At 68.6% G+C, this 24,544-nt stretch carries 22 protein-coding genes and 8 pseudogenes; 11 read left to right on the top strand and 19 right to left on the bottom strand.

Annotated features, from left to right (window positions below; genetic code table 11):
- Positions 1 to 63: 63 nt before the first annotated feature.
- The gene (locus RV986_RS53675) at positions 64 to 1,401 is read right to left on the bottom strand and encodes an IS701 family transposase (protein WP_475924960.1); all 1,338 of its coding nucleotides are present in this window, start codon (positions 1,399 to 1,401) and stop codon (positions 64 to 66) included.
- Between RV986_RS53675 and RV986_RS53680 the strand changes: the two genes are divergently transcribed.
- Positions 1,284 to 2,564 (top strand): asparagine synthase-related protein, encoded by a 1,281-nt coding sequence (locus RV986_RS53680; protein WP_475924961.1) that lies wholly within the window; start codon positions 1,284 to 1,286, stop codon positions 2,562 to 2,564. The genes RV986_RS53675 and RV986_RS53680 overlap by 118 nt on opposite strands.
- Positions 2,565 to 2,645: 81 nt before the next feature.
- On the opposite strand, the gene RV986_RS53685 is transcribed toward RV986_RS53680, so the two are convergent.
- The gene (locus tag RV986_RS53685) at positions 2,646 to 2,912 is read right to left on the bottom strand and encodes a hypothetical protein (RefSeq protein ID WP_475924962.1); all 267 of its coding nucleotides are present in this window, start codon (positions 2,910 to 2,912) and stop codon (positions 2,646 to 2,648) included.
- A gap of 83 nt (positions 2,913 to 2,995) precedes the next feature.
- On the bottom strand, positions 2,996 to 3,688 hold the full coding sequence (locus tag RV986_RS53690; RefSeq protein ID WP_475924963.1) for a hypothetical protein: 693 nt from the start codon (positions 3,686 to 3,688) through the stop codon (positions 2,996 to 2,998).
- Positions 3,689 to 4,046: 358 nt separating this feature from the next.
- On the opposite strand from RV986_RS53690, the pseudogene RV986_RS53695 reads away from it, so the two are divergent.
- Positions 4,047 to 4,499, top strand: a pseudogene (locus RV986_RS53695) (NAD(P)H-dependent glycerol-3-phosphate dehydrogenase); the annotation flags it as partial.
- A gap of 189 nt (positions 4,500 to 4,688) precedes the next feature.
- Positions 4,689 to 4,910 carry a DUF3761 domain-containing protein gene (locus RV986_RS53700; RefSeq protein WP_475924964.1) on the top strand — a complete coding sequence of 74 codons (222 nt, stop codon included), beginning with the start codon at positions 4,689 to 4,691 and terminating at the stop codon, positions 4,908 to 4,910.
- 65 nt (positions 4,911 to 4,975) lie between these two features.
- Here RV986_RS53700 and RV986_RS53705 read toward each other — a convergent pair whose 3' ends face one another.
- Both RV986_RS53705 and RV986_RS53710 read right to left on the bottom strand, forming a co-directional pair.
- Positions 4,976 to 5,548, bottom strand: coding sequence for a hypothetical protein (locus RV986_RS53705; RefSeq protein WP_475924965.1), 573 nt, complete (start codon positions 5,546 to 5,548; stop codon positions 4,976 to 4,978).
- A complete protein-coding gene (locus RV986_RS53710) occupies positions 5,548 to 8,058 on the bottom strand; it encodes a DnaB-like helicase C-terminal domain-containing protein (RefSeq protein WP_475924986.1) in 2,511 nt (836 codons plus the stop codon). The genes RV986_RS53705 and RV986_RS53710 overlap by 1 nt, the downstream gene beginning before the upstream one ends.
- 223 nt (positions 8,059 to 8,281) lie before the next feature.
- Here RV986_RS53710 and RV986_RS53715 point away from each other — a divergent pair, with 223 nt between their 5' ends.
- The 4 genes and pseudogenes from RV986_RS53715 to RV986_RS53730 all read left to right on the top strand — a co-directional run bounded on the left by RV986_RS53715 (position 8,282) and on the right by RV986_RS53730 (position 11,128).
- Complete coding sequence (locus tag RV986_RS53715) at positions 8,282 to 8,890, top strand: hypothetical protein (protein WP_475924966.1); 609 nt, start codon at positions 8,282 to 8,284, stop codon at positions 8,888 to 8,890.
- A gap of 23 nt (positions 8,891 to 8,913) precedes the next feature.
- Entirely contained in the window at positions 8,914 to 9,255 is a 342-nt protein-coding gene (locus RV986_RS53720; RefSeq protein ID WP_475924967.1) for a hypothetical protein, read from the top strand.
- Positions 9,256 to 9,495: 240 nt separating this feature from the next.
- Positions 9,496 to 10,571 (top strand): annotated as a pseudogene (locus RV986_RS53725) (IS3 family transposase); the annotation flags it as partial.
- Positions 10,572 to 10,609: 38 nt separating this feature from the next.
- Entirely contained in the window at positions 10,610 to 11,128 is a 519-nt protein-coding gene (locus tag RV986_RS53730) for a hypothetical protein (protein WP_475924968.1), read from the top strand.
- A 153-nt stretch (positions 11,129 to 11,281) separates the two neighbouring features.
- On the opposite strand, the gene RV986_RS53735 is transcribed toward RV986_RS53730, so the two are convergent.
- The 4 genes from RV986_RS53735 to RV986_RS53750 form a co-directional block, all read right to left on the bottom strand.
- Entirely contained in the window at positions 11,282 to 11,794 is a 513-nt protein-coding gene (locus tag RV986_RS53735) for a hypothetical protein (protein WP_475924969.1), read from the bottom strand.
- A 740-nt stretch (positions 11,795 to 12,534) separates the two neighbouring features.
- Positions 12,535 to 12,786: a hypothetical protein gene (locus RV986_RS53740; protein WP_475924970.1), complete on the bottom strand. Its 252-nt coding sequence runs from the start codon at positions 12,784 to 12,786 to the stop codon at positions 12,535 to 12,537.
- The gene (locus RV986_RS53745) at positions 12,762 to 13,319 is read right to left on the bottom strand and encodes an MFS transporter (RefSeq protein WP_475924971.1); all 558 of its coding nucleotides are present in this window, start codon (positions 13,317 to 13,319) and stop codon (positions 12,762 to 12,764) included. The genes RV986_RS53740 and RV986_RS53745 overlap by 25 nt, the downstream gene beginning before the upstream one ends.
- A 140-nt stretch (positions 13,320 to 13,459) precedes the next feature.
- Positions 13,460 to 14,242, bottom strand: a complete 783-nt coding sequence (locus RV986_RS53750; RefSeq protein ID WP_475924972.1) for an MFS transporter — start codon at positions 14,240 to 14,242, stop codon at positions 13,460 to 13,462.
- Positions 14,243 to 14,437: 195 nt separating this feature from the next.
- On the opposite strand from RV986_RS53750, the pseudogene RV986_RS53755 reads away from it, so the two are divergent.
- Both RV986_RS53755 and RV986_RS53760 read left to right on the top strand, forming a co-directional pair.
- Positions 14,438 to 14,587, top strand: a pseudogene (locus RV986_RS53755) (hypothetical protein); the annotation flags it as partial.
- 103 nt (positions 14,588 to 14,690) lie between these two features.
- The gene (locus RV986_RS53760; protein WP_475924973.1) at positions 14,691 to 14,972 is read left to right on the top strand and encodes a hypothetical protein; all 282 of its coding nucleotides are present in this window, start codon (positions 14,691 to 14,693) and stop codon (positions 14,970 to 14,972) included.
- A 214-nt stretch (positions 14,973 to 15,186) separates the two neighbouring features.
- Here the strand turns inward: RV986_RS53760 and RV986_RS53765 are convergent.
- Positions 15,187 to 16,025 (bottom strand): annotated as a pseudogene (locus tag RV986_RS53765) (SDR family oxidoreductase).
- 92 nt (positions 16,026 to 16,117) lie between these two features.
- On the opposite strand from RV986_RS53765, the pseudogene RV986_RS53770 reads away from it, so the two are divergent.
- Positions 16,118 to 16,548, top strand: a pseudogene (locus tag RV986_RS53770) (winged helix-turn-helix transcriptional regulator).
- 183 nt (positions 16,549 to 16,731) lie between these two features.
- Here the strand turns inward: RV986_RS53770 and RV986_RS53775 are convergent.
- From RV986_RS53775 to RV986_RS53800, 6 genes and pseudogenes are all read right to left on the bottom strand, one after another.
- Entirely contained in the window at positions 16,732 to 16,878 is a 147-nt protein-coding gene (locus RV986_RS53775; RefSeq protein WP_475924974.1) for a hypothetical protein, read from the bottom strand.
- A complete protein-coding gene (locus RV986_RS53780; protein ID WP_475924975.1) occupies positions 16,875 to 17,261 on the bottom strand; it encodes a hypothetical protein in 387 nt (128 codons plus the stop codon). Before RV986_RS53780 ends, RV986_RS53775 begins: the two co-directional genes overlap by 4 nt.
- Positions 17,262 to 17,525: 264 nt before the next feature.
- Entirely contained in the window at positions 17,526 to 17,837 is a 312-nt protein-coding gene (locus RV986_RS53785; RefSeq protein ID WP_475924976.1) for a hypothetical protein, read from the bottom strand.
- A gap of 1,120 nt (positions 17,838 to 18,957) precedes the next feature.
- Positions 18,958 to 19,371, bottom strand: coding sequence for a DUF6262 family protein (locus RV986_RS53790; protein WP_475924977.1), 414 nt, complete (start codon positions 19,369 to 19,371; stop codon positions 18,958 to 18,960).
- Positions 19,372 to 19,496: 125 nt separating this feature from the next.
- Positions 19,497 to 20,926 (bottom strand): IS3 family transposase gene (locus RV986_RS53795; protein ID WP_475924978.1). Its coding sequence is split into 2 segments (ribosomal slippage): positions 19,497 to 20,623 and positions 20,623 to 20,926, totalling 1,431 coding nucleotides; the frame shifts between segments, so codons are not numbered across the junction.
- Positions 20,927 to 21,121: 195 nt separating this feature from the next.
- Positions 21,122 to 21,830, bottom strand: a pseudogene (locus RV986_RS53800) (SDR family oxidoreductase).
- A gap of 117 nt (positions 21,831 to 21,947) precedes the next feature.
- Between RV986_RS53800 and RV986_RS53805 the strand changes: the two are divergent.
- Positions 21,948 to 22,304, top strand: a pseudogene (locus tag RV986_RS53805) (MerR family transcriptional regulator); the annotation flags it as partial.
- Positions 22,305 to 22,385: 81 nt separating this feature from the next.
- Here the strand turns inward: RV986_RS53805 and RV986_RS53810 are convergent.
- From RV986_RS53810 to RV986_RS53820, 3 genes and pseudogenes are all read right to left on the bottom strand, one after another.
- Entirely contained in the window at positions 22,386 to 23,228 is an 843-nt protein-coding gene (locus tag RV986_RS53810; RefSeq protein WP_266636694.1) for an IS5 family transposase, read from the bottom strand.
- Positions 23,229 to 23,468: 240 nt separating this feature from the next.
- On the bottom strand, positions 23,469 to 23,888 hold the full coding sequence (locus RV986_RS53815) for a recombinase family protein (RefSeq protein WP_475924979.1): 420 nt from the start codon (positions 23,886 to 23,888) through the stop codon (positions 23,469 to 23,471).
- A gap of 17 nt (positions 23,889 to 23,905) precedes the next feature.
- Positions 23,906 to 24,501, bottom strand: a pseudogene (locus tag RV986_RS53820) (TetR/AcrR family transcriptional regulator).
- Between the last annotated feature and the right edge of the window lie 43 nt (positions 24,502 to 24,544).

Below are 24,544 nucleotides of genomic sequence, written 5' to 3' on the forward strand. Positions count from 1 at the left end.
GAGCCGCCTCCGGATCACGATGTGAAACGCTTACTGGTAGTTCGTTAAATCCGGCGGTAGAGGTCAATGCCGTGTCCGGTGGTGACCGCGTCGATTAGGGCTTGGAGCTCGGAGGGTGGGTCCGTGTCCGTCCAGGCTTGCCACCATCGGTTGAGGGTGACGGCGGGGGTGAGCCAGGAACGGATGGCCCGTAAGGCCTTGGGCCAGCAAGGCTGTTGGGGCTGGTGGGGTTCGGCTGGGCCCCCTCTCTGGCCCCTCGTCGGGGCACGGGTCCGGCGCGGTGGCATCCAGGGGTCCGGGTGGGGCGAACCATCGGTCCCAGCAGAAGGAGAAGGCGCGGTTGACCAGGGTCTGGTGGCGGCGGATGGCGCGGTCGGAGCGGACTTGGAAGTCGGCCCAGCCGAGTTCGTCCTTGATCTGTTTGTAGCTCTGCTCGATCCACGGCCGCAGGCCGTAGAGACGGACGATTTCGGCGAGGTCGGCCGGCGGGTGCGGGCCGGTGGCGGCATGGGGTGCGTCGGGGTGGGGCAGGTTGGTGGCCAGGTACCAGGTGGCCTTCTCCGGCAGGCTGGCCGGGTCGGTGGTGGCCACGACCAGGCGGCAGGGTGAGTCGGGTCGGTAGCCGGCCAGGCGGGCATCGGCGGCCCACCAGGTCTCGGTGTGCCCGTCGCGGAAGTGACGCTCCACGGGCGTCCAGTCATCTGGACGCTTGGCATCGCGCCAGGTCAGGGCGTGGGCGGCTTCGATGGGGGTGTGCGGCTGATCGGCCGGAGCCCAGGTGCCGCGGTGCGGCTTGAGCGCGACCACGTAGGCCAGGCCGGCCTCGCGCAGTGCGAGGTACCAGTCGTCGCTGACGGAGTAGGCGCAGTCGGCGACCACCGCCCGGCAGCCGAAGCCCGCCTCCTTGCCTCGGGCCGCGAGGGCAGCAGCCAGCTGCGGTTTCGTACGGAAGGCCGGATCGGACCGGCCGCGGGCGAAGTGATGGGCGGGGGTGTAGGGAGTCGCGTGCAGCGGGTAGTACACGCGGCCGTCGGTCCACACCGTGCTCACCGTGACGATGCCGTTGTCCGTCTTGCCTAACCGGCCCAGCCACTGCCGGCCCACATGCGCGGTCGCCGTGCCGTCCTTGCGGTCCCCGGAATCGTCGATCACGATGACCCCGCCGTCATGCGGAGCCGTCGCCCGCTGCTCGCGCAGCAGTTCAAGCCGCCGGTCGTTGACCTGATCGGCCTCCCAGGGGGACTCGGACAGGAAGAGTGCTCGCCCGGCACCTGCTGACACCCATGGCCCCGTGGCCGCTGGGCGAGACGCCGCTGTGGCGCGGGGTCCACCGGCTGCCGGGGAACGCCTATCTCGACCTTGGAGCCGACGGCAGTCACCGCACGGTGGACTGGTGGTCACCGCCGGAACCGGAGCTACCCCTGGTGGGGGACGGCGCGGAACTGCTCCGGTCGCGTCTCGAGGAGGCCGTCGCCGTACGGACGCAGGGCGGCGGCACGGTCAGCGCGGACCTCTCCGAAGGAATGGACTCCACCAGCCTCTGCTTCCTCATCGGTGACCGCGGCCCGGCGCGCCTGATCACCAGCCGCTGGGAGGCGATGGATCCGGGAGTCGACGACGAGCGATGGGCTCGGGAAGCCGCCGCCGCGCTGCCCGGCGCCGAGCACGTGGTGACGCCGCCGCACGACATGCCGCGGTGGTACGAGGACATCACGATGCCCACGTACGACACGGAAGCGCCCTCTCCGTTGATCCGCACCCAGGCACAGCAGCTCGCCCAGGTGCGTCAGATGGCCGAGCGGGGATCGACCCGGCATCTGACCGGACATGGGGGCGACGAACTGTTCTGGGCCCTGCCCACCTACCTGTACGCGCTCGTGCGCAGGGCGCCCATCGCCTCGCTGCGTCATCTGCGCGCGACGGCGGCACTGCACCGCTGGAAGTGGGCACCGGTCCTGTGGGCGCTGCTGGACCGGCGGAGCTACGCGAGCTGGCTGGCCGACGCGGCCGGATCCCTTACCAGTGGGCCCCCCTCGTCCTCCACCCCGGTCATGGACTGGGGCGCGGGCATCCGTATGCCACCGTGGGCCACCCCGGAGGTCGAGCAAGGACGCAGAGGTCACCCACACCTGGTCGTACTCCGAGATCCACCGGCCCCCAGACAGCGTGCACTTCGCCCCGATCTCCGGTGCCGTCTTTGCCTCGGACAGGACCACCTCCTTGCGGGTGTCACACCCGTCCGTAGGGTTCAGGCCCTTGTTCCAGCGCCTGAACAGGTCCCGGCTGTAGCCGGCCCGAGGACCCTCGGGAGCCTCGCCGACCCACTCCAGCGCCTGGAACAGCGGCACATCGTGCGCGGTCGCAGGAGCCCGCACCTTCTTCACCGCCGACACCGTGCCGGCCGGACCCGCAGCCGGGAGAAGATGTTCGGCCGGTGCAGCCGCGGCCGGAGCGGCGAGGGACAGCACGGAGAGAGCGAGCACGGGTGCGAAACGCAACAGTTTCCTGATCACACCCCGGGTTGCAGCGTCCGGCCCGCAGAGCAGGAAGGGCGGCAGGGGTGAACTCACCCGAACGGGCGCAGCAGTTCACCTGCAGAAACGCCATATCAATGGCATCGCCGGTGAACGGGCCCACGGACAGGCTCAGCGCGCCTTCATCCTCGCATCACCGACCCCGCCCTCGCCCTCGCCGAAATCGACCTCGCCCAACAGTTTGTCCGGACTCGATCTGCGTGCCACCGCTCTCACCACCGGATCGCAGCCCTCGTACGCGACGCCGGACGCGACGACGCCGACATCGAAGGCCGGGCCTGACTGCTGCGCACCGAAATTCACACTGCCGGTCTGGCGTATGCCGAACTCACCCTGGACCTCGCCTTCGCCTTCCACCACACGGTCAGCGACGCGCACGGCCAGGCGGCCGCCTTGATCTCCCGTCTGCACGGCGCGCCGTAGGAGCGAGGCTGTGCCCCATAGCGGCTGATCGCCGGGACTTAGGACCGGGGGCGGGGCACCTTGAAGTAGGTTCCGTCTGAGAGAGCCGGTCGGATGTCCACTTGGAGAACAGTTCCGTACCGGGCGCGGATGGACGGCACGGCTTCAGGGCGCTGGGGGGTGATGTCGCACCGGGAGTACACGGCGGTTTCTGGCGGGCAGGCGGGCGTTTCCTTGCCCTCCACCTGGTGCAGAGGGGGCATGGTTCCGTGGGGCGCCGTGTCCCATGTGATCTCCACATCTTCGTTCACCGACTCCAGGTAGGGACCGGGCATCAGTTGCCCGTCGGGCTCCACGCCCCGCATCCGCTGGTACATCAGCGCGTAGTCCATCGATCCCCCGGACGCACTCCCGGGGCCGTTGACATTGGGCTGCCACTTCGCGATGTGCGCGGCGTCGATACGCCGCAGCACGTCGGCGACCTCACCCTCGACCCCGAACACGGCATGCCCGCTCATCGAGCAGGTCAGCAAGGGGCCCGTGGCGGGCTCGAAGATGTTGCCCTCGCTGGCTTTGTTGCATCTGTCCTCGAACATCGTATACCCGGGGTGTAGGCCCTCCACGTGGCTGAACGGCGCCAGCAGCCCCCGGATATGCGCATCCTCCGAGTCGCGCTTGCGCTGTGCGTCGGCTCCCTGTGCCTTGGCCCGCAGCTCACTGTCGGCGGGCGGTCGGGAGCATGCGGTGGCCACCGTCATCATCAACGCACATCCCGCCACCAGCACTCCAGCGCCCAGTCTCCGATGTGATCCCAATTCCCCGCCCCTCCCGGATACTTAACGTTCGTCGCCACACATTTCCCTGCGCCGTACACGAGTGCATGAGTACGCGTACTCAAAGATCCGCGAGCAACACCTGCCGGTCCGTGGCGGCGGATGCGGTGAAGTGCACTGCTGATCCCGCACTGTTCGGCTGGGGCGAGGGCTTGTACGCCGAGAAGAATCAGCATTTGACTTCGCCGTAGCCGCTTAGTGCTCCGTGACTAACGTCCCTCACAGACTCACTTCGGCCTGAACTGCACATAAGTTCCACAAACCCCAGATAATGATCATCGGCGGGGCGATCAAGAACGCCATCGCCCTCGCGGTTGGCCTGGCGGCCGGTCTGGGCATGGGCGACAACGCCCGCGCCCTCCTCGTCACCCGCGGCCTCGCGGAGACCGCGCGGCTCGGCCAGGCGATGGGCGCCGACCCGCTGTCGTTCTCCGGCCTCGCCGGGGCCGGCGACCTCATTGCCACCTGTTCCTCGCCGCTGTCCCGGAACCGGACCTTCGGCGAGCATCTCGGGCAGGGAATGAGCATGGAGGAAGCCACGACGGCGACGGGGCAGACGGCTGAGGGTGTGAAGTCGTGCCAGGCCGTCCTGGACCTGTCGCGGGTCCACGGGGTTGAGATGCCGATCACCGAGGTCGTCGCCGCGGTGATCGACGGCACTACCAGCGTCCCGGACGCAGCCGCCGCGCTCATGTCACGGACGCCGAAGCCCGAGCAGTACATCGCCTGATCGCCATCCATGCAGGTCGCGCATATGCACGCACGACTCGAACGTGCGGCTACGACCGGGCCGCAACCGTCACAGCCTGGTGACCGCTCACCCGGCCGGCCGCCTCTTCCCGGCAGCCAGGCCCATGATCGCCCCCTCCGAATCCACAGCAGGGGGAAGCTCTGATACTGACCACATTCCGGAGCGCAGTTGCGGCAGCCGTACCGGCGGCCGCGCACGTCTGCCCCGGTCGCGGCGGCGACCGGGGCAGCAGCGGCAACGTGCGCCCGGCACACCACGGGCGTCTGCAAGGCCAACCCGCCGCATCCGCGCGGGGCAACGGCGAAGCGCAAGGACAGCACCTGGTCCTACAGCGCCCACGCCCGCGGCACCTGCTCGCACCACCGGGGCGTCAAGTACTGGTACCGGTAGATCCCAGTCCGCATGAAGCCCCCCGGCCGCGTCCCCAGGTCAGGGGCTTCATGCTCGGCGGCAAGTCACCTGAGCTCAACAGCGTAGGAGTCGCCGTTGAATTCCCAGCCGTCGGTGCCTTCGCCGATGTCGGCGACGATGACGTCGTCGATGAAGCGGTCCTCGAAGTCGTCGTCGCGCAGGTCACCGGCCAGCCAGAGCGTCTCGATCTCGCTCCAGTCCCCGCGACGTCCGTCGATCCGCAGGGGGGCGGCGCGGCGGGTGCCGCGATCCCGCTCATCGTTGCCGGTCTTGACCTTGCCGCTGATCTCGAACTGGCCGTTCCTGACGTGGTCAGGAATGGGGTCGGCAGGGACGATGGCGACGTTCTCGTACGCGGTGTGGATGAGGTCGCGGTAGCTGCGGCGGACGTTGTACTCGGGATCCGACAGCCACTTGAACAGGGTGTCCGGTTTGACGTCGAGGCCGGCGCTCTCCAGGGCCTCACAACCTCGCCTGGTCCCGGTGAGCTGGCTGAGCTGGGCGTGCCAGTGCTTGGCGCTGTAGGAGGACAGCCGGTGGCGGGGGGTGACCTGGGCGCGCAGGAGGTCGTTGAGTGCGGCGCCGAGGGAGTCGCCGCGGCCTGTGGGTCCGGCCATCAGTCGTCACCTTCGGGGATGAACTCGCCGGGCTGGATGAACTTGGCCTTGACTTCGCCGAAGCCGGTCCCGATCCGGTACGTGGCGGGCGGCGTGCCGGGGGGTGTCCAGAAGACGGCGGCGTCGACGTTGCGCAGGGCGACGAGGGTGTGGCCTTCCTGGACGGCCTTGAAGGCGACGGTCCAGTGGCGGACGGATGCTTCGGCGACCATGCTCATGCGCCAGTCCGGCCGCCAGAACGGGGAGCGCTGCGAGGGGCGCTTGGGCCACAGCAGGCGCAGTGCGATCGACAGGCGGGTCTTGTAGTTCTTGTACGGTTCACCGCCGGCCTGGATGAGCTGGGTGCGGGCCTCGCGGGCCGCGGTGTAGAACGGCTTGAACAGCGACTCGTTCGCCTTGCCCGTCCAGGAGTCGTGGATGGTGACGGGCGTGGTGAGGTGGCCGTCGCGGTGCAGGCGTTCGAGCTGCTTGATGTGCGGGGTGGTCACCCACACGCGGCCCTGGTCGTCGGGCCGGTCGGTGAGCCGTCCGAGCGGGTGCGGCATGCCCGGGTAGTTCCATTCCGGGATGTCGATCTGGTAGATCCCGGCCTTGGTCTTGTCGAACGCGTCGAGGGGGCCGGTGTGCAGGAGCTTGTTCGGGGCGAGGGGGACGGCCGAGCAGGCGGAGGGGAAGGAGCCGTTGCGGTCGATCAGGCACAGCACGCCGTCCCCGAAGGAGGCGGGCACGTCGAGCTGGTCGCGCCGGACCCGCTTGCCGTTGTCCCGGGTGTGGGCGACGCGGGTGCTGGTGACGTCGGGGTGGACCCAGCGGGGCTCGCCGTCCATGTCCTCGCTGATCAACGGCCAGGGGCCGTCCTCCCGGTCCTCGGTGCGGATGACCGGGACCGGGTGCATCTTCGAACGGGTCACCGAGTCCTTGAGGATCCGCAAGGCCGGGAACACGGCTTCCTGCGGCTCGTCCTCCTCGTCCCCTGGGACCAGGCCGTCATCGTCGTCCCGCCGGACCTCGTCGTCCGCGTCCGAGACGGTGCCGCTGTCGGCGGCGGGGCGGGCGGGTTCAGTGGCAGAAGGCTGCGCGGTGGCGCCGGCGGGGGCGGGGGCACTGTAGGCGTGCAGCGCGGCCGCGAGACGACGACCTTCGGCGGTGTCCGGCATCTGCGGCGGCGCGGCAGCAGCCTGCGCCAGGGATGCCGCGAGCTTGTCGATCGCCGCCTGGTCGCCGGCTGCCAGTGCGGTGCGCAGCGCGGCCAGCAGGTGCGTGAGAGCGGACGGCAGTCCCTGTTGGGCGCCGGAAGTGTAGGGGAGCGCCGCGTCTGCCAGCTCCCGCTCCACCGGCGTGGTGTGCAGCCTCCAATCTTCGCTGCCGGTCCCGGCGACGGGGGCGGCTCCTGCGTCGAGGAAACGGGCGTGCAGCAGGTCGGGGCGCAGGTAGGCGGAGCCGATCACGCCGAAGTCACGTTCCGCCACTGTGACTTGGACCTTGTCGGGGTCCGCGGTAGCGGTGAGCGTCATCACGACGTCGGCGTCCAGGAGCCCGAGCAGCGTGGGGTCGTCACTGTCGACGACGGCGAGTACGGGCACGTGCAGGGTGCGCGCGAGGCCGGAGAGGATCTGGGAGGCGTCGGGGAGCCGGTTCCCGGACAGCGGCAGGCGAGCGCTGTGGCCGGTCTGGAGGCGGTCCACGACCACGAGGGCCAGGCCCTTCATGTGCGGGGCGGTCTCCGCGATGTCCTCGGCGGTCAGGTTGCTGCCGTCATCGATGAGCAGTACGTCGCCGGCCTGCATCAGCTGGCGGGCGACGTACTGCTCGTAGTCGGTGAGGCGTCCCTGCTTCAGACGCGGGTAGTCGCCCCCGGTCTCCGCGGAGAGGATGCGGCGGAAGACGTCGTCCCGGTTCGGTCCGGACGCCGCGTACAGGACCGTACGGTGGTCGACCAGCGCGGTCGTGCGTGCGGCGGCCAGCCCCAGGAGACTTCCGCCGACGTTCGGGGCGGCCGCCACGAGGGTCAGCCGCCCCGGCTGCAGACCACCTGTCGCAGCGTCCAGCCCGGGCAGTCCGAACGTGGGGCCGCCGGTCGGGCCGGAGGCGAGCACGGCGCCGATGGCGTCGCCCAGCGTGGCGAGTCTGCGCGGCGCGCTGCCGCGTTCCTGATTGCCTTGGCTGTTCACCGCGCCTCCTGCGGGTGCCGCGCCCATGGCCACGGTCGGATCTAACGGGTAGGTACGAGAGTCGGTGTCGACGGGCAGCAGCACCGCGACTGGAGTACGGCCCCGCCGGAGCACCTGCGGCTGACCCTGAGCTGCCAGTGTGATGAGTTCGCCGAGGTCCTTCTGCGCCGCACTCAGCGCGTGGGACGGGAATGCATCGGCCTTCCGGGCTGCCGGAAACCGGTCCAGCGGTGCCAGCAGAGCGCGATCCTCCCGCTTATGAATCAGCGCCGTAACCCCGTCCTCCTCGGCGCGCTTCACCAGGGCGAAGAGCTCTGTACGGGCTTCGGTCGCGTTCATCGCGGCCTCTTCGTGCGGCTGACTCACTCACCCTCCTAGGACGCTTAACTCACCACCATAATACCAGAATCCACTTATTAATTGACGCGAATCATACTGTTCTCTGGAATATTCACTCATGCGCGCACGAACTCAGCCTCACGGAAGGCACCGAACGCGTTCGCCGGCACAGATTGATGAGCCGGGTCACCAAGATCGTCCAGCGGGATGGAGAGGAGCAGCGATGACGAACGAGCACCCGGACGCAGACGAGAACATGGCCATGACGGAGCTGCACTTCGGGGACGGTCCCGGGGCTGAAGAGACGGAATGCGGTCTCACCGTCCTGCGGGAGTTCCGCGCCTTCCGCGATGGCGGCGGTCCGTTCCCCTCCTACTCCGATGAGGAGCTGGAGGAGCGGTGGGCTCAGGTACTTGCCGAGACCGAGGCACCGGCCGGGGAAGAACCGGCCAGTCCCGACGGACCGACGGAGGGCGAGTCCCGCGACCGGCCCGAGGATGCGGCATCCGGCGCGGACTCAGCGGATGACGGGAACCAGCGGGCCGATGCTAACGGGCGGGCACCCGAGGGAGTGCCGGCTGGCGAAGTGCGCGAAGTCTGGTTCGTGCCCCGTGATGACACCGGTTGGCAGCAGTACCGGGAGACCTGGCACGAGCGGTTCGAGCTCGACCTGATGACAGCCGACGGATCCAGTGCGGCCGTACTGGAAGCGCGGGCACCCCGAGCCCCCAACGAGGCACAAGATCATTGGTTCCTGCAGCTCATGCGCACCATGAGCGTGACCGCGACTCCGTGGAACGAAGGTGGGTCGCGCCAGACAGAGGCTGGCTGAAGAAACTGAAGAGGGCCCGCCTGATGCCCGCCCCGGAACCGGAGCTCCTCTTCGTCGTCATGCTGCCGTACTCCATCACGTTCACCGCACCAGACCGACCTGCTCTCGCCTGGAGCACTCCCCCGCCGCTGGACGACGACACCGGCGCGGAGGAGAACATCCGGCTGCCGGTGCCTGCGGCGGTGCTGTGTGTGGCACACCAGGAAGAGTCGAAGTGGTCCACAGGCAGTGCGGACGCGGCGTACCTGACCCTGCCGGAACGCCTCTTCCCGGTGCGGGAGCGCCTGCCTGACTTGCGGGCCTACTGGCACTCGACACTGCATCAAAGACTGCTGGAGAGACTGAAATTGCCATGCCGGGAGTGAATTACCGACACATAGTTGGCGGTTCTAATACGAGGCAAGGAGTGAATTAAACAAAAGACTGCAGAACTTTCCCCGTGCCCAGGCCGCACGGCCATTCCGCATGTCCGAGACCCGGTCGTGCGACCGCCCGATGCACGCCCCCTGGATCACCGATCAGGAGGGAACGACGCGTTCGGGCACCTACGGGCTGCACAGCCGGGTCACGGAGGAGCGACGACAAAGGCCCTGCGCAAGAGTTCGGCGACGAGCTTCGGAGTGCACGCGATGACGCTGTGGAAATGGATGCGCCGCGCGGACATCGACGACGGGACAAAGCCCGGAACGACCAGCCAGGACAACGCGGAACTACGGGAAGCGCGTCGGCGGATCAAGCTGTTGGAGCAGGAGAACGAGGTCCTGCGCTGGGCCGCGGCCTACCTGTCGCAGGCGCATCTGCCGGGAAAAGGATCTACCCGCTCGTGGAAGAGCTGGCCACGGGCGGAATTCCCGTCACGGTCACGTGCAGGGTCCTGAATCTTGCCCGCCAGCCCTACTACCGCTGGCTCGAACGGCCGGTGACCGATGCCGGGTTCGAGCAGGCTACACGCGCGAACGCGTTGTTCGACGCTCACCGCGGGGATCCGGAGTTCGGCTACCGATTCCTGGCCGACGAAGCCCGCAGCGCGGGATCCGGCATGGCCGACCGGACCGCGTGGCGGATCTGCCGGGACAACAACTGGTGGAGCGTGTTCGGCAAGAAGCGCGGCAGTATCAAGAAGGCCGGCCCGCCGGTGCACGACGACCTCGTCCGCCGTGAATTCACCGCGACCGGCCCGAACCGGCTGTGGCTCACCGATATCACCGAACACGCCACCAGCGAAGGAAAGTTGTATCTCTGCGCGATCAAGGACGTCTTCAGCAAGAGAATCGTCGGCTACTCGATCGACACGCGGATGAAGTCCCGCCTGGCCGTCACAGCCCTGAACAACGCCGTTGCCCGGCGTGGACACGTCGCCGGGTGCATTCTGCACAGCGATCGCGGATCGCAGTTTCGGTCACGGAAGTCCGTCCGGGCGCTCGATCGGCACCGGATCGTCGGCTCGACAGGGAGGGTCGGGGCGGCAGGCGACAACGCGGCCATGGAGTCCTTCTTCAGCCTGCTGCAGAAGAACGTCCTCGACCGTCGGGCGTGGGCCACCCGCGAGAAACTGCGGATCGCGATCGTGACCTGGATCGGACGGACCTACCACCGGCGCCGCAGACAAGCCTCGCTCGGACGGCTGACCCCCGTCGAATTCGAGACCGTCATGACCACACCGGCCCTCCAGGCCGCGTGACCGAACCTGTCACCCAAACCTGCACCAGACCCGAGCCCATGACCCTGTTCGAGCTGCAGGCGTGGCTCGGACACCGGTCTCCGGAATCCACCCAGCACTACGCGAAAATCAGCCCCAACACGCTGACCAAGGCGTACGAGGGCGCCGGGCACTTCGCCCGCAACGTACGCACCATCGAGGTCCTCGTCGACCATGAGGCTGTCGCCTCCGGCGCGGCCGTGGCTGGGGAACCGTGGCAGCACTACGACCTGGGGCACGGCTACTGCACGTACACGTTGTTCGAGCAGTGCCCGCACCGCATGGCCTGTGCCCGCTGCGACTTCTACACGCCCAAGGAGTCCAGCAAGGCCCAGCTCCTGGAGGCGAAGGACAACCTCCAGCGCATGCGGGCCGCGATCCCGTTGACCGACGAAGAACAGGCAGCTGTCAAGGACGGCCGCGTCGCCATAGACCGGCTCCTGGAGCGCCTCACGGACGTCCCCACCCCTTCCGGTCCCACCCGACGCCAGTTGCTGCCGATCATCGAGGTCCGACGGGCCGCCGCCGAAGACCTGTGACACAGCAGACCCGTGACACGGCCGCACGGCCTGCTCCCGCGCCGGCACGAGCCCAGAGGTGCTGGGCCGCATCGAACCCACCATCACTCGGGGAGGATCCGACCGGGTCTTGGCGGTAGCGATTGGAGGATTGGACGGCCAGTAGCGAAGCGGTCAGGCGCTGGTGGGAGTCGTTGTTGAGCGTTGGCGGAGTGCAGCGAAGTCGGCGTGGGCCGCCTTGACGGCCTCCGGGAATGCCTGGGCCTTCTCGTGTTCGGCGAGGGCCCGGGCCCCGGGTTGATCCGCGGCGCGCTCGCCGCCGGCCTCACCGCTCCAGCCCTCGCCGCGCTCACCGCCGCCCGGACCGACGTCGACCAGACCCTCTCCCCCGACACTCCCCAGGACATGGCCGACCTGGAGGCCGCAGCCGAAAGCTACGGATACGGCTACCACGGACAAGCACCCACTCGCGTACTGGCCGACCTGGTCACGGACTTCACGACCCTGCGCCCACTGCTCACCGTCCCACAGCCCGCCCCGGTCCGGGCCAGGTTGTGCCGCACGGCCGGGCAGATGGCCGGGATGACCGCGATCGTTTTGCATGATCTGGGCAGCCGCCGCGAGTCGCGCGCCTGGTTCGCCACCGCCGCCCGGGCCACCGCCGAATCCGGCGACGACCAGCTGCACGCCTGGGTCCTCGCTCGGGAGGCGATGGTGCCGCTCAACTACGGCGCACCGCGGGCAGCAGCCGAACTCGCCGACCAAGCCCGGCACTCCGCCAGCACCCGGCCGACCGCCGCCGCGACGCTGGCGGCCGCCGTCGCCGCCCGCGCCTACGCCCTCAACCACCAGCCCGAGCAGGCCCGCGCCGCGCTCGCCGCCGCCGACGCCTTCATGAACCGGCTCCCCGAGAGCGAACGGTCGGACACCTGGCTGACGTACGGCGAACAGAAGCACCACGTACACCTCAGCCACGCCTTCACCACGCTCGGGGACACCCGCCGCGCCCGGGAGAGCCAGCAGCGGGCGCTGGAGCTGTCCGCGCCGACCAGCACCCTGACCCGCACCCTGGAACATCGACGCCGCGGCGTGCTCCCATCACGACGGCGACACCGAGCAGGCGTGCCGTCGTACGGTCGCCGCCCTGACAGCGCTGCCCGCGGACTACCGCACCGGCCTGGTCCGCCGCCGCGCTTTGGACCTGTTCGAGGCGATCCCCGCCCAGCACCACCGCGAGCGTGCTGTACGGGAACTACGCGACGTCGTGGCTGGCTGACAACGACCGCTCCCACAGGGTGCGGGCACGCCCGGTCCCCTCGCAGTGGAAGCACTGTCCGCCCCCTGGTGTGCTGCGGGCACCGATGGTGCCGACACACGCGACCACGGAGACGGCCGGCCCGTCCACGGCCGGCCGGCTCCGCGTCCGGTCACTCCTCGGCGGCGGCGAGGGCGGCCAGTTCGCGGTCGACCGCTAGCTGGTGCGCCTCGGCGTCCTCACGCGCCTTCTTCGGGCTCCAGCGACCTGCCATCACGAAGACGAAGGGCAGGAAGAGCACCTGGCCGCCGACGCAGATCCACCACCAGTTGCGCCACTCGCCGGGCCCGTCCTTCGACGCCTTCTGGACCTCGGGGCCGTACTCTTGCAGCAGCAGTTTCAGCTGCGGCGCCGCCTTCTGCACGACACCCAGGTTCTCCGCACCGACCTCCTTGACGGCGCGGGCGCCCAGCGCGCGGGCGGCACCGTGGTCGGGGTGTACTTGTTCAGCTCGGCGAAGAGCTGAGGGTGCGCGTTGACGATGGCCAGCGCGGGCGCAGCCTGCACCGAGGCGGCCTTGACCTCGGTGCCGTGCTCCACGAGCGGGGTCACGGAAGTCACCAGCACCGGGATGAAGGCCGCGGAGACGGCGACCACGATGCGCACCGTCCAGCCCCACACTGCCAGGCCCGCCGCGGTTGCCGCCGGGTTGTGCTTCTCCACAGTCTCGGTGAAGCTCGCCATCCAGGGCGCGTAGGCGATGCCGCTGAAGACGCCGATGCCGATGAACAGCCAGGCGAAGGTGTAGTAGTCGGTCGTCAGGTGGGTGGCGCGGGTGGCGAAGATCGCGGTCACCACGACGGAGCCGACCGCGCCGACGATCATGAAGGGCTTGCGCACCTTCAGCCGGTCCGAGAGCAGGCCGACCAGGACCAGGGCGATGGCGTTCGCCCCCAAGTACCAGTTGGCCAGCGCGTTGGTGGCTGCTCGCTGTAGCCGAAGGTGGTCGCGAAGTAGACGACGAAGTTGCCGACCGCCGCGTAGTACAGCAGCAGGAACACAGCGATGGCGAAGGCCGAGCCCAGAACGTCCAGGCGTCATCTGCCGCTACTCGCCGCGGCGCACCACCTCGGTGTCCAGCCCCCGGCGCGCGCCTCGACCAGCGCCCGGTCCCGCAGCGACACCATGATCTGATCGCGCAGCGCCGGGGACAGCTCGCGCAGCGCGAAGATCGCGACGATGAAGACGACGAACCCGGCGATCGCCGAATAACGCAGCTCGTCCTGCCAGGTGGCGCTGTCGAGGGTGTTGCTGGTGACGGTGGTGACCACCAGAGAGCCGATGACCGGGCCCATCGTCCAGTACCCCATCGCGGTGGCCCGGCCGAGCTGCGGGGAGAAGTCCCTGATCAGCGCAGGGGTGGCGACCAGCACGATGCCCTCGACGAAGCTGACGAGCGCGAAGAGCACCAGATAGGTGGTCTTGTTCGCCGCGTTCGGCAGCCCGAAGAAGACCAGCAGCGCGGCGATCAGCAGCCCGTAGACCACCAGATTCGCCCGGCCCCAGCGATCCGCAAGACCGGCCACGAGCGAGGCGAAGGCCCCGATCGCGTTGCCAATCACCGAGACCCAGACGAAGTAGCGGTACGTCATGTCGAAGTGCGTGATGATCGACGTCGCCACCGCGTACTGGATGTACAGCATGTAGTACAGGACGACGGTGGTGATGACCACAATCGCGAGATACGCCATGCGGCGACCGGTGGGCGGGTAGTCCGCCAGGTCGCGGCGGTACAGCCAGGCCAGCGGGCCGCGGGCGTCCACGGCGGGCCCATCGGGCGTGGGTCTGTCGGCGTCGAACGCCGTCGGAGTGGCGGACATACGGTTCCTCCTGGGGATACGGAAACCGGGTGTTTGTGTCGGGGCGACGGGGGCGCGCTGCGCCCGGCTCCGAGAGCGTGGCCAGAGGCTAGTACCGACTAGTCGGTATGCCTAGGGGTCTGCACAAGGTCATTCACCCCGTTCATCACCCGGCCGCCGACGGACCCCAGCGAAGCCGTCCAGAGCGACGAGCAGATCCGCGGCCGCACCATGACCCTGCTCATCGCCGGCCACGACACCACCGCCGTAGCTCTGGCCTGGACCCTGCACCAGCTCGAACTCCCGCTGGTCTTCGCCGACGACGGCTCAGCAGTGCAGGCGTCACCCGAACCCGAGCGTCCATTCACCTACCCGTCCTCATGCTTCGTGACGGGCACCATCCATGGGACGTCAGTCCCGCCAGCCAGGGCGACCGTTCCTTCGCCTTCTCGGTGCGCTCCGACTGGTTGTGCTCGATGGGCCTGCCCAGCACCGTCGCCCGCCGCGCCTCAGCCGGGCTCTTGCCCGCATCCAGGCGCTCGCGCTCGATCCGGTCGGCGTCCGGGTGCCGGCCTTCCCCCAGCAGCAGTTCGGCCTGCCGCTCGGTCACCACGCCCCCGGCCGCGAGACCGACTGCGGCCAGGCCCCGGCCCGTCCAGAAGCCGACTGCTGCAGCCGTGCGCCCGACGTTCCGCGCCGGTCGTCGCCCTCCACCGTCGGCGGCATGGGCGCGGCGGCCCCCGGCCAGTGAACCCAACCTGCGTTGCGCTGCTGCGCTACGGACGGTGCGCTTCGCACCGCCAGCCAGCCGCGTAAAAGCGGGCCGGCACTCCGCATCCTCGACTGACCGCGCGCGGTTGCATCGGGCGGACGGTGAACGTCGTTCTGACTGGTGGCGGGAGTGGCCTCGGGGTCGCCTGCGGCCTAGGGCACGTAGTTGCCCGGCGCTTAAGCTGAGTTGTGCCTCAGCGAAAAGCGGCGATGCTACGGGCGACCCAGTCGCTGAAGGGGCTCGGGGCGCGGCCGAGGACTCGTTCCACGTCCGAACTGATCCGTAGTTCGGCGGGGTTCGGGGCGGCGATGATGTCCAGGGTGTCGTCGGCGAGCTCCGGCGGCACGAACTGGGTCATTGCGGCCTTGGCCTCCTCGCGGGTGAGTTCGTGGAACCGCACCGGCGAGCCGAGCGCGGCGGCGACGGCTTCCGTCTGCTGACGCGGCGTGATCACCTCGGGCCCGGTCAGCTCGAAGACTCCGCCGGTGTGCCGGTCGTCCAGCAGACAGGCCGCCGCGACCTCGGCGATGTCCGCCGGGTCGACGATCGGAACCCCGACGTCGCCGAAGGGTGCGGCGACCATCCCTTGCGTGCGGACGGACTCCGCCCAGGCCAAGGCGTTGGAGGCGAAGCCGCCCGGTCGCAGGACGGCCCAGTCCAGGCCGGACTCTCTCAACGCGTCCTCCACCGCGCGCATCGCGATCCGCGACGGACCGAGCGGCCTGGTCGCCACGCCCTGCGAAGACAGCAGGACGACCCGGCGGACCCCGCTGGCCGCGGGCCAGGATCGATGATGTATCGATCGGCCTAGCTTCGGGGGCGTGCAGGTCGCCGACAGCAGGAGGAACACGCCTTCGCCCCGTCCATCGCGGGAGTGAGACCCTGCGGCTCGGCCAAGTCACCGGCACGTGCCGGACCCCGGGTCAGCACCGCCGCGTGCCCGACACCGCTGTCACCTGCTCGCCCCCCCTCGGCCAAGGTCTGCGTCAGAGGCTGGCCCACATTCCCGGTAGCCCCGGTCACCACGATCATGTTCAGCTCCTAGTCCGTTGTGCACTGCGGCAATTGACGCTAGGAGTCGGGCTTACTTTCCGTAAGAACATACCCAGAGGTAAGCTCCGGACATGGGGGAAGGCGCGCAGCTGACGCAGGCCGAGGCGGGCAGCAGTACAGTGAGGTGTTTCCACACCGACTGCCCTGCGCGCGACGTGGTCGACCGCGTGACCGCAGGTGTGGTATCTGGGTGCTGATCTCCTTGCGGAGCAACGACCTTCGGTTTTACGAGCTGCGTGACAGCATCCAGGGCATCAGCGAGAAGATGCTCGCTCAGACACTGCGCGCACTGGTCCAGGACGGCCTGGTCTGGCGGGAGGTCGAGCCGACGACGCCGCCCCAAGTCACCTACGGGCTGACCGAGTTCGGTCAGGACGTCGGCGAACCGCTGACGGACTTGTTCGACCGGATCACACAGCGGCTGCCACCCAGCGGAACGTCCGCCGCGGAGCGGCTGAGCGCAACAGATCAAGCGAAGCAGCTGACCACCCCAGGTCCTTAACAACTTCACCATCTCTACGACGAACACTGATCGTGACGGCAGAAAGTTTCGTACTCCAGCACGACCCAGGTGGCAGGAAGGCCGCGCCACCAAGACACTGTCCGTGGAGAACCTGTCGCGTGTGGTTCACCCCAACGAGTGAACAGGCTGACCAGCCAGTCTCAGTTCCGTGGCCGATCGACTTCACGAAATGGCGCCACCGGCCGTGAGTTCAGGCGGCCGCCGGTCTTTCCAGATGACCACGGGATGGGCCTCGGCATGCGCCGAACCGGTTTCCTCGCGCGCCAGTACGTGCTCGATCAGCGCGCTTGCGCGCCGCATGGCGATCATCCGCCCGTGATGCGGAGGTTCGGGCACTCGGCAAACCGCTTATGGAGGCTGCTCATTTGGTGAGCGTGAAGGTGTTGAGGTCGCAGGCCGGGGTCACCGACGTACTCGTAGAAGCGAGGGTCGTCTCGGCTTCCGCCGACGAAGACGCCGCTGCCGTAACCGCCCTTGACCTGGCTGTCCCAGTGGTCACTGATCTTGTGGAACGTGAACGGGCTTAGATAGCCGGAATCGCCGACAGCGGTGAGCTCCCACGTGCCGTTGCCCGTTCTCTGACGGGGGTCGCCGGTGGCACCATCGAGGTTGGCAGGCCAGCCGACCGCGGTGAACGTCCCGTCGCCATTGAGAGACAGAGATCCAGTCGGACTTCGGTAGGTGCCGATCAAGTCCTGGCTCCTGAGACCCGGTGGACGCTCGCCCCCTGGGCAGGGCGAGTACTGGCCGAAGCAGCCTGTCGTAGTGGCTGACAGCGCCAGGATCAACACACATACCAGCCCGAAATGCCGTCGGTTCACGTCCCGCCCCCTGAAGATACCGAGTCGCACCAGTGTCCCAAGGAGCCGACTGCTGTCGGCGTACTCGGGTGTGTGCTCGGCCGGGTACAGGTGAACGTGCTCAGCGTCGGGCGTGCGCGATCGCTGGAAGCACCGCTACAGCGACCAAAGGTGAAGGGCGTTCTCGGTGCCGGACACGGTGTACCAGGTGCCGTCGTTGAGGGCCTTGGGCAGACCGGACACCTCGAAGGGGTAGGTGAGCTGGTCGGTCAGCCGCATGCCGACCACGTCGACGAGCCAGTGCCGGCCCGCGCCGAGCTCCTCGTCGCTCTCGACTGTCCCGACGACGACGGTGTCCTCGTTGAGGAAGCCTCCCTCGTAGTCGAAAGAACGCCTGTGTTCCGTCGTCTTCGCATGTCTCGTCGTCCTGGGTCTCGACCGCGGGATGCCGGGGAACTGCGGCCGCACTCAGCTCGGCTTCCAGCGAGCCGTCGATGACCCGATGAATGGCAAGAGTGTCCTGGTCGTGGGTAACGGTGAGCAGGCGGTCACCGGTGGGGCTCACCGCCAGCAGGACACGGTCCTCGTCGTCGAAGCGATCAATGGCAAGGGCGTGGCCGTCCCAGCGTCCCCATCGCAGCGGGGAGCCTTCTTGTCCTTCTCCGATGGTCAGACCCATCTGGCCAGGGTCCGGGTGCGGAACGTGGACGGAACCCGCAGCAGCCGTCCGCGTCCGGGCCTGTGCGAGCACCGTGCCGTCCACGGCGTTGATGACCAGCCACTCCTCCGCTCCGCGGTCGCGGTCGGGCTCCCCGTGCGCCAAGGGGCCGTGGATGTGGGCCCACACGAGCGCGCCGTCCGCGGAGAAGGCGACCGAGCCGTTGCTCGCGTACCGGTGGTCACGGTCGTCACAGTACTCGGTGAAGACCGCGTGCCCCACGCAGCCCGCCCAGCAGCGGTGCCGCAGCTCCCACCGCACGCTCCCCGACCGGTCGACGGCCCGCAGCGCGTGCAGCCCCGCGAAGACAGCCAGATCACCAGCAGGCGACACCGCGCACCCGCCGAACCGGCGCGGCCAGGGTGCCGGAAAGCGGACGGTCGAGGCCGCGGCCAGCGGCTTGAGCTCTTGCACGATCAGCTCCGTGTCCCCTCGCTGTACGAGCAGCCGCGTTGCGGGCCGGCACTCCAGGTACGGGGCGTCGTCGGCTCCCGAGAAAGCCAGAGGGGCGGTGATCGTGGTCACAAGTCGAGCAAGCTGCGGCACGAGGACTCCGAAGGACGGGGGATTCTTGCCGGGACCCTACGACAAGCTGCTGACAGCACCGATGCGATGGATGCCCTCCTGGCAACGATCACGGTGCGCCGGCCTCGGGTACGGCAACACCGGGACGAGCACGTTCATCTGTACCCGGTTGAGTACATTCAGTCAGGTGTACGCCGACAACTGCTCCCGAAGGACAGGCGAATTGCTCGGGAATGACGCCGATCACACGGGTCGGTTCAGTGCCCGGGTGAGTTCACGATTGGCTGCCTGGGCTGCTTTCAAGTCTTCCGTTCGTTCGTCGAGCTGACTCTGCAGATCCACCGCTTACTGCTGGAGAGTGGTGATTTGTCGTTGCAGCTGGTCGATGTCGACAGAGGCCCCGAGGCCCGAGTCACGCCAGACCTGTTCACCCAGGGACTCGGAGAGCCGGCGTTCCAGCTGCCGAACCCGGAGGGTCAGCCGGGAGTTGCGTTCCAGCGCGCTCGCCAAGTCCGCCTGCAAGGATGCCCGGGTGACTGCTGCGGCCCCTGAGTCCGGCGAAGGGACTAGGGCAGCGGTATGGGTTCGCTCCAGCAGGTCACGATGGCGATAGAGGAAGGACCGGTCGACCCTGACCGCTCGGGCGATCGCCGAGACGGTGACCTCCTCGCCGGCCCCGACGGCTGCGGTAATCGCCTTGAGGACTCGCTCTCGACGCCGGGCGGTTTGCTCGGAACGGCCCTCGCTCATGCTCGTCATGCGGGCCTCGCAGGACGCAGGTCGGGCAGGGGCTGACGGACGCGTGGCATGCCCAGCAGGACGCCTTGCCGACCACGGCGGGCAACGGCGGAGCCTGTCAACGCGATCAAGGCAGGTAGATCGTTCTATCCCTGTGCCGGGATCGTTTGATCGTCGTGTCGGAGGTCGGCGGGCTTGTTGATCCAGGCGGCCTCGGGGAGTTTCGGTGGTTCGGGTGCCCCGCGGACGAATCGTTCGGGGTGCTGGCGGTAGACGCTCGTGAGGACGTCGGCGCGCATCTCGCGGAGCTGGTCGGCGAGGCCGAAGTGCACGTCGAAGGGGGTATGCATGGCTATTCCGGAGTGCCGGTGGGCGAGGTTGTACCAGTCGAAGAAACCGGTGCACCAGGCGCGGGCGTCCTCGATGCAGCCGAACCGCCCGGGAAAGTCGTGCCGGTATTTGAGGGTCTTGTACTGACTCTCCGAGTACGGATTGTCGTTGGACGTCTTGGGCCGAGAGTGCGACTTGGTGACACCCAGGTTGTTCAGCATCTGCGCGACGTTGTGGGCGATCATCGGCGAACCGCGATCCGAGTGGATCGTCAACTTGCCTTGCCGGACGGGGTACTTGGCGATCGTCGAGGACAGGAACTGCTCGGCCAGCTCCTTGTTCTCCGAGGCGGCGACCATCCAGCCGACCGTGTAGCGGCTGTAGATGTCGATGATCGTGTAGAGGCAGAAATAGCTGCCCTTGACCGGGCCCTTCAGCTTCGTGATGTCCCACGACCACACCCGGTTGGGTGCGGTGGCGATCAGCTCGGGCTTCTTGCGCGGCGGATGCGTGGCCTGCCGGCGCCGTTCGCGGACCTCGCCGTGCTTGCGCAGGATCCGGTACATCGTCGCCTCCGAGCACAGGTAGATGCCGCGGTCCAGCAGCACCGCGCAGATCTCGGCAGGCGCCATGTCGACGAACTCGGCCGAGCGCAGCACGGCCAGGACCTTCGCCTCCTCCGTCTCTGTCAGAGCCCGCGGATGCCGCTTGCGCTCCCGCCTCTGCCGCACCGGAGCCGGGGACCTGCCGTGGTGCCGATACCAGGTCGCCCGGCTCAGGCCGAGCGCGGCGCACGCCTGCACCCGTCCCACCAGCAACGACAGCGATTCCAGGGCCTTGGCGCGGGCGGCCTCGAAGACCCCTCCCGCTGCCGTCACGGCTTCTCGCCCGTCGTCCCGTCGCTGCCCGTGGCGAGTTGATCCAGCAGCGCGGAGAGTTTTCCCTGCACCTCAATGACGGTGCGGGCCTTGCCCAACTCGCTGCGGAGCCTGGCATTTTCGGCTTCGAGCCGGGCGATCTCCTTCTCTCTGGGATCCGCCTTCGGCCAGCCCGCAGGGGGGCGGCGAGCGCCGCCTTCGCGCCGTTGTCCCCGCTGCTGGCGCCAGTTCGTGATCAGCGACGAGTACAGACCCTCCCGCCGCAGCAGGGCACCCTTGCCCTGCTTGTCGAGCGTCTCGTACTCGGCCAGGATCCTCGCCTTGTACTCCGCCGAGTACCGCCGCTGCCCGGTCGACCGGGGTGTCACCTGCGGATCCGGGGCCCCGTGGTCGTTGGTGGCCGGCCCACTACGGGCACTCCTCCTTCTCCGCCCTCGACTCAATGAATCATCCAGTATATCTGGCTTGAGTCACTTTGACAGAGAGGGCAAGGCCGCGCCCGGCTGATCCGTAGATCCTCGAACGTCGGCTGAAGCCTGGCCGGGCGGGCGGCTGCTGAAGGGTCAGGCGGCGGGAACCGCCTGCGGATAGAGCACGCTCGGGTCGGCGGACAGGGCCGCCTTGAGCTGGACGCAGTTGTTGTCGGCGAGGATCTCCATCTTCCCGGCCTCGATACCGTCGAGGGCAGCGCGCACGACATCGGCGGGGTCGTTCTTCTCCACGTCCCACCCGGCCATCATGTCGGTGTCGGTGCTGGCCAGGTGCAGGCCCGTCACCGCGGTTCCCTGGCCCGCGAGTTCGAGGCGGATGCCGTTGGTGAGGCTCCACGCCGCCGCCTTCGCCGCGCTGTAGGCGTTGGCCCCGTCGTAGGCGAGCCAGGACATCGCCGACAGGACGTTGAGGATGGCCCCGCCGCCATTGGCGGCCAGGACGGGGGTGAACGCCCGGACCACGTTGAGGGTGCCGAAGTAGTTGGTGTCCATCTCCAGCCGGATCTTCTCGGGGTCCCCGGTGACGAGGTTCTGCTGGGTGAAGACGCCGCATTGTTGATCAAGAGGGTGACGTCCGAGGCCGCGCCCGCAGCGGGCGACCGGGAAGGCCGGATCGGTGATGTCGAGCCGCAGTACCTCCACACCGGGGAGGTCGACGAGGCGGGGTGCGCGCGGTCGCGTAGACCTTGGTGGCGCCCCGGTGCAGGAGTTGTTGGGCAAAGTGCCTGCCGATGCCGCGGTTGGCGCCGGTGACGAGGGCGACGGAACCGGTGATCTTCATGGGGAGTCTCCTGGCAGTGGTGAGGTGATTCCTGTCCGGGCTGTTCGCGGGCTACGCTAGAACCTGACGTTGACGTCAGAGGCAAGAAATGTGATCCAGGTCACAGAGGGGGTGTTGATGCGCATCGGTGAGCTGGCCTCAAGGGTGGGCGTGAGCGTGCGGGCACTGCGCTACTACGAAGAGCAGGACCTGCTGGCCTCGGTGCGCAGCCCCAGCGGCCAGCGGCAGTACCCGGACAGCGCGGTCGACCGCGTCCAGCTGATTCAGCAGCTGTACTCCGCAGGGCTGTCGAGCAGGGCGATCGTGGAGCTGCTGCCTTGTGTCGAGACCGGTGACGTGACCCCCGAGCTGCTCGACCGGCTGTCGGCCGAGCGGGGCCGCATCGATGCGCAGGTCAGCACCCTGGTGAAAACCCGGGACCGGCTCGACGCCATCATCACCACGGCTGCCACAGCCAGGAGCGCGGGCGGCCCTGCCCTCGTTGAGCAGCGCGCCTTCCCCAGGCGTGCGGCAGTGCTTGTCCGCCCGACGCAGACGGACGCCCGTCAGCAGGCGTCACTCGAGTCTCTTGGTGGTGGACCGTCCGTCCCAGCGGTAGAGCGGGGTCGCGCGGCGGATGAGCATGCGGAGCGTGACGATTGCGGCGGACAGGTAGAGGTAGAAGTCCACAACGCACTGGCGCTTCTCGGTGCAGCGGCGGAGCTTGCCGAAGCCGTTCATCCATGCGTGGCTCCGCTCCACGACCCACCTCTTGCCGGCCTGGATCGGTGCGGGCACGCCCTTGCGGGCGATCTCGCCGGTGAAGCCCAGTTCCTCGAGCGCGGCTCGGGTCTTGTCACTGTCGTAGCCCCGGTCCAAGTTGACGTTGACCTGCTCGGGAAACACACCGACCTGCTTCTTCGCGGCCTCCAGGGTGGGCACGAGCAGCGGGGAGTCATGACGGTTGGCCCCGGCCGAGACGAGACCGATCGGGACGCCGCGGGCTTCGGTGGCCACTGAGCGTTTCAGGCCCTGCTTGCCCCGGTCGACCGGGGAGCGTCCGGCTCTCTCGCCGCCGCAGGGAGCCTTGGTGATGCACCCGTCGACGGACAGCTCATGGAGTTGGAGGCCGATCATGCGGTCGTACGCCTGCAGGGCCAGCCCGTGGACCTGCTCGGCCATGCCCAGCTGTGACCAGTACTTGACGCGGCGTCGGATGGTGCGGTCGGAGCACTGGCGGTCGGCGATCCGCTCGTATCCGGAGCCGTGCACCAGGGCGGCGATGACGCGCTCGAAGACAATCCGGTCCGGGATGCGCGGGTTGTGGCAGCCGAGCGGATGGGTATCGACATGCTCGGGCAGCAGCGCTGCGAACTGGTCCCACAGGGGTTCGAGCAGGCATGATGGCAGGACAGGCACCAGTCCTCCGGTGATCACCGAGCGTCAAGAACTCCATGATCACCCAGGCTCGTGCCTGTCTTGCCTCCGGGTCGTCACACGGCCATTCGCCACACCTACCGCCGGGCTCTCTAAGGGGGAGAGACGGCGCGACCGGCGCGCTGCCAGGGCACAGTGGAGTGGGTATGGATCCGGTGACGATCGGGGTCGCTGCGGGGACAGCCGCGAGCAGGTATCTGCTGCGTCTCGGCTGTCGCCGGCTCAAGACCCGTGCGGATGTGCGGCGCCTGGAACTGGACCAGCAGGGCCTGTCGGAGCGGACTCGGTCCTTGCCTCCTGGCAGCCGACTGATCGAGAAGACCGCGGACCGCGAGGTCGACATCGTGGTCGGCGGCAGCAGCTCGGCGGTCCGTGATTCGGCGTACCGAGGTCGACGGCGTACGGGCACCTCGACATGTCGGCGATCTGCTGGACGGTCTTCTCCCGCTCGTCGTAGAGCCGTTGGGCGAGCGCGGCCTGGTCGTCGGTGAGCTTGGGCCGGCGCCCGCCGACCGAGCCGCGGGCCCGCGCCGAGGCAAGGCCGTCGTTGCTGTTCGCCACGATCAGCTCGCGCTGGAGCTCGGCGAGTACGGACAGCATCCCGAACATCGCCCGGCCCTTCATGGTGGCGGCGGCCGACACCGTGGGCCGGCCCCCGGTCAGTCCGTGCGCTGCTGCGGTTCGGACTGCCCGGTGCCGCTTTCGGTGAGAGCCGCGCGCGCGGCCTGCAGCAGTTCTTCGGAGAGCGGGGTGCCCCGGGTGGCCCGGGCGAGGGCGAGGGCACCGACCATGGTGCAGAACTGGGCCATGCCGTCGTCGTCGCCAGTGGCCAGCCGGGCGGCGCGGTTGCGTACCCCGTTGATGTAGACGTGGCGGGCGCGGGCGGCCTGGTCGGGCTCGCGCCCCAGGTCCGCGGCGAATCCGGAGACGGGGCAGCCCTCCCGGGGTGATCGCGGTGCCAGACCGAGAGGTAGTCCTCGATCAGCGTCCGGCGTGCGGCCTCGTGCTCCCCGGCGTGCTCCTCGAGCGCCTCCGCCGAGTGTGCCGCCTGCTCGGCGAAGGCGTGGGCGATGGCCTCGTCGACCAGGTCCTCCTTGGAGGCGAACTGCTTGTAGAACCCGCCATGGGTGAGCCCGGCGGCCTTCATCAGGTCGGCGACGCTGACCGCGGTGCCTTTCTCGCGGAACATCCGGGAGGCGGTGGCTACGACGCGCTGCCGGTTCTCCTGTGCTTGCGCCTGGGACACGCGGCCCACGGAATCACTCTCCTCAGATGGATGTCGCTTGCCATCTATCCTA

Source organism: Streptomyces sp. RLA012, assembly GCF_056270325.1.

Bases quoted from the DNA above. Each gene is read 5' to 3' on its own strand.
- RV986_RS53790 (WP_475924977.1), bottom strand. From the start codon at position 19,371: ATGACGAGCATGAGCGAGGGCCGTTCCGAGCAAACCGCCCGGCGTCGA.
- RV986_RS53680 (WP_475924961.1), top strand. From the start codon at position 1,284: ATGGCCCCGTGGCCGCTGGGCGAGACGCCGCTGTGGCGCGGGGTCCAC.
- RV986_RS53710 (WP_475924986.1), bottom strand. From the start codon at position 8,058: ATGAACGCGACCGAAGCCCGTACAGAGCTCTTCGCCCTGGTGAAGCGC.
- RV986_RS53720 (WP_475924967.1), top strand. From the start codon at position 8,914: ATGCCCGCCCCGGAACCGGAGCTCCTCTTCGTCGTCATGCTGCCGTAC.
- RV986_RS53750 (WP_475924972.1), bottom strand. From the start codon at position 14,242: ATGTCCGCCACTCCGACGGCGTTCGACGCCGACAGACCCACGCCCGAT.
- RV986_RS53715 (WP_475924966.1), top strand. From the start codon at position 8,282: ATGACGAACGAGCACCCGGACGCAGACGAGAACATGGCCATGACGGAG.
- RV986_RS53730 (WP_475924968.1), top strand. From the start codon at position 10,610: ATGACCCTGTTCGAGCTGCAGGCGTGGCTCGGACACCGGTCTCCGGAA.
- RV986_RS53775 (WP_475924974.1), bottom strand. From the start codon at position 16,878: ATGATCGCCATGCGGCGCGCAAGCGCGCTGATCGAGCACGTACTGGCG.
- RV986_RS53705 (WP_475924965.1), bottom strand. From the start codon at position 5,548: ATGGCCGGACCCACAGGCCGCGGCGACTCCCTCGGCGCCGCACTCAAC.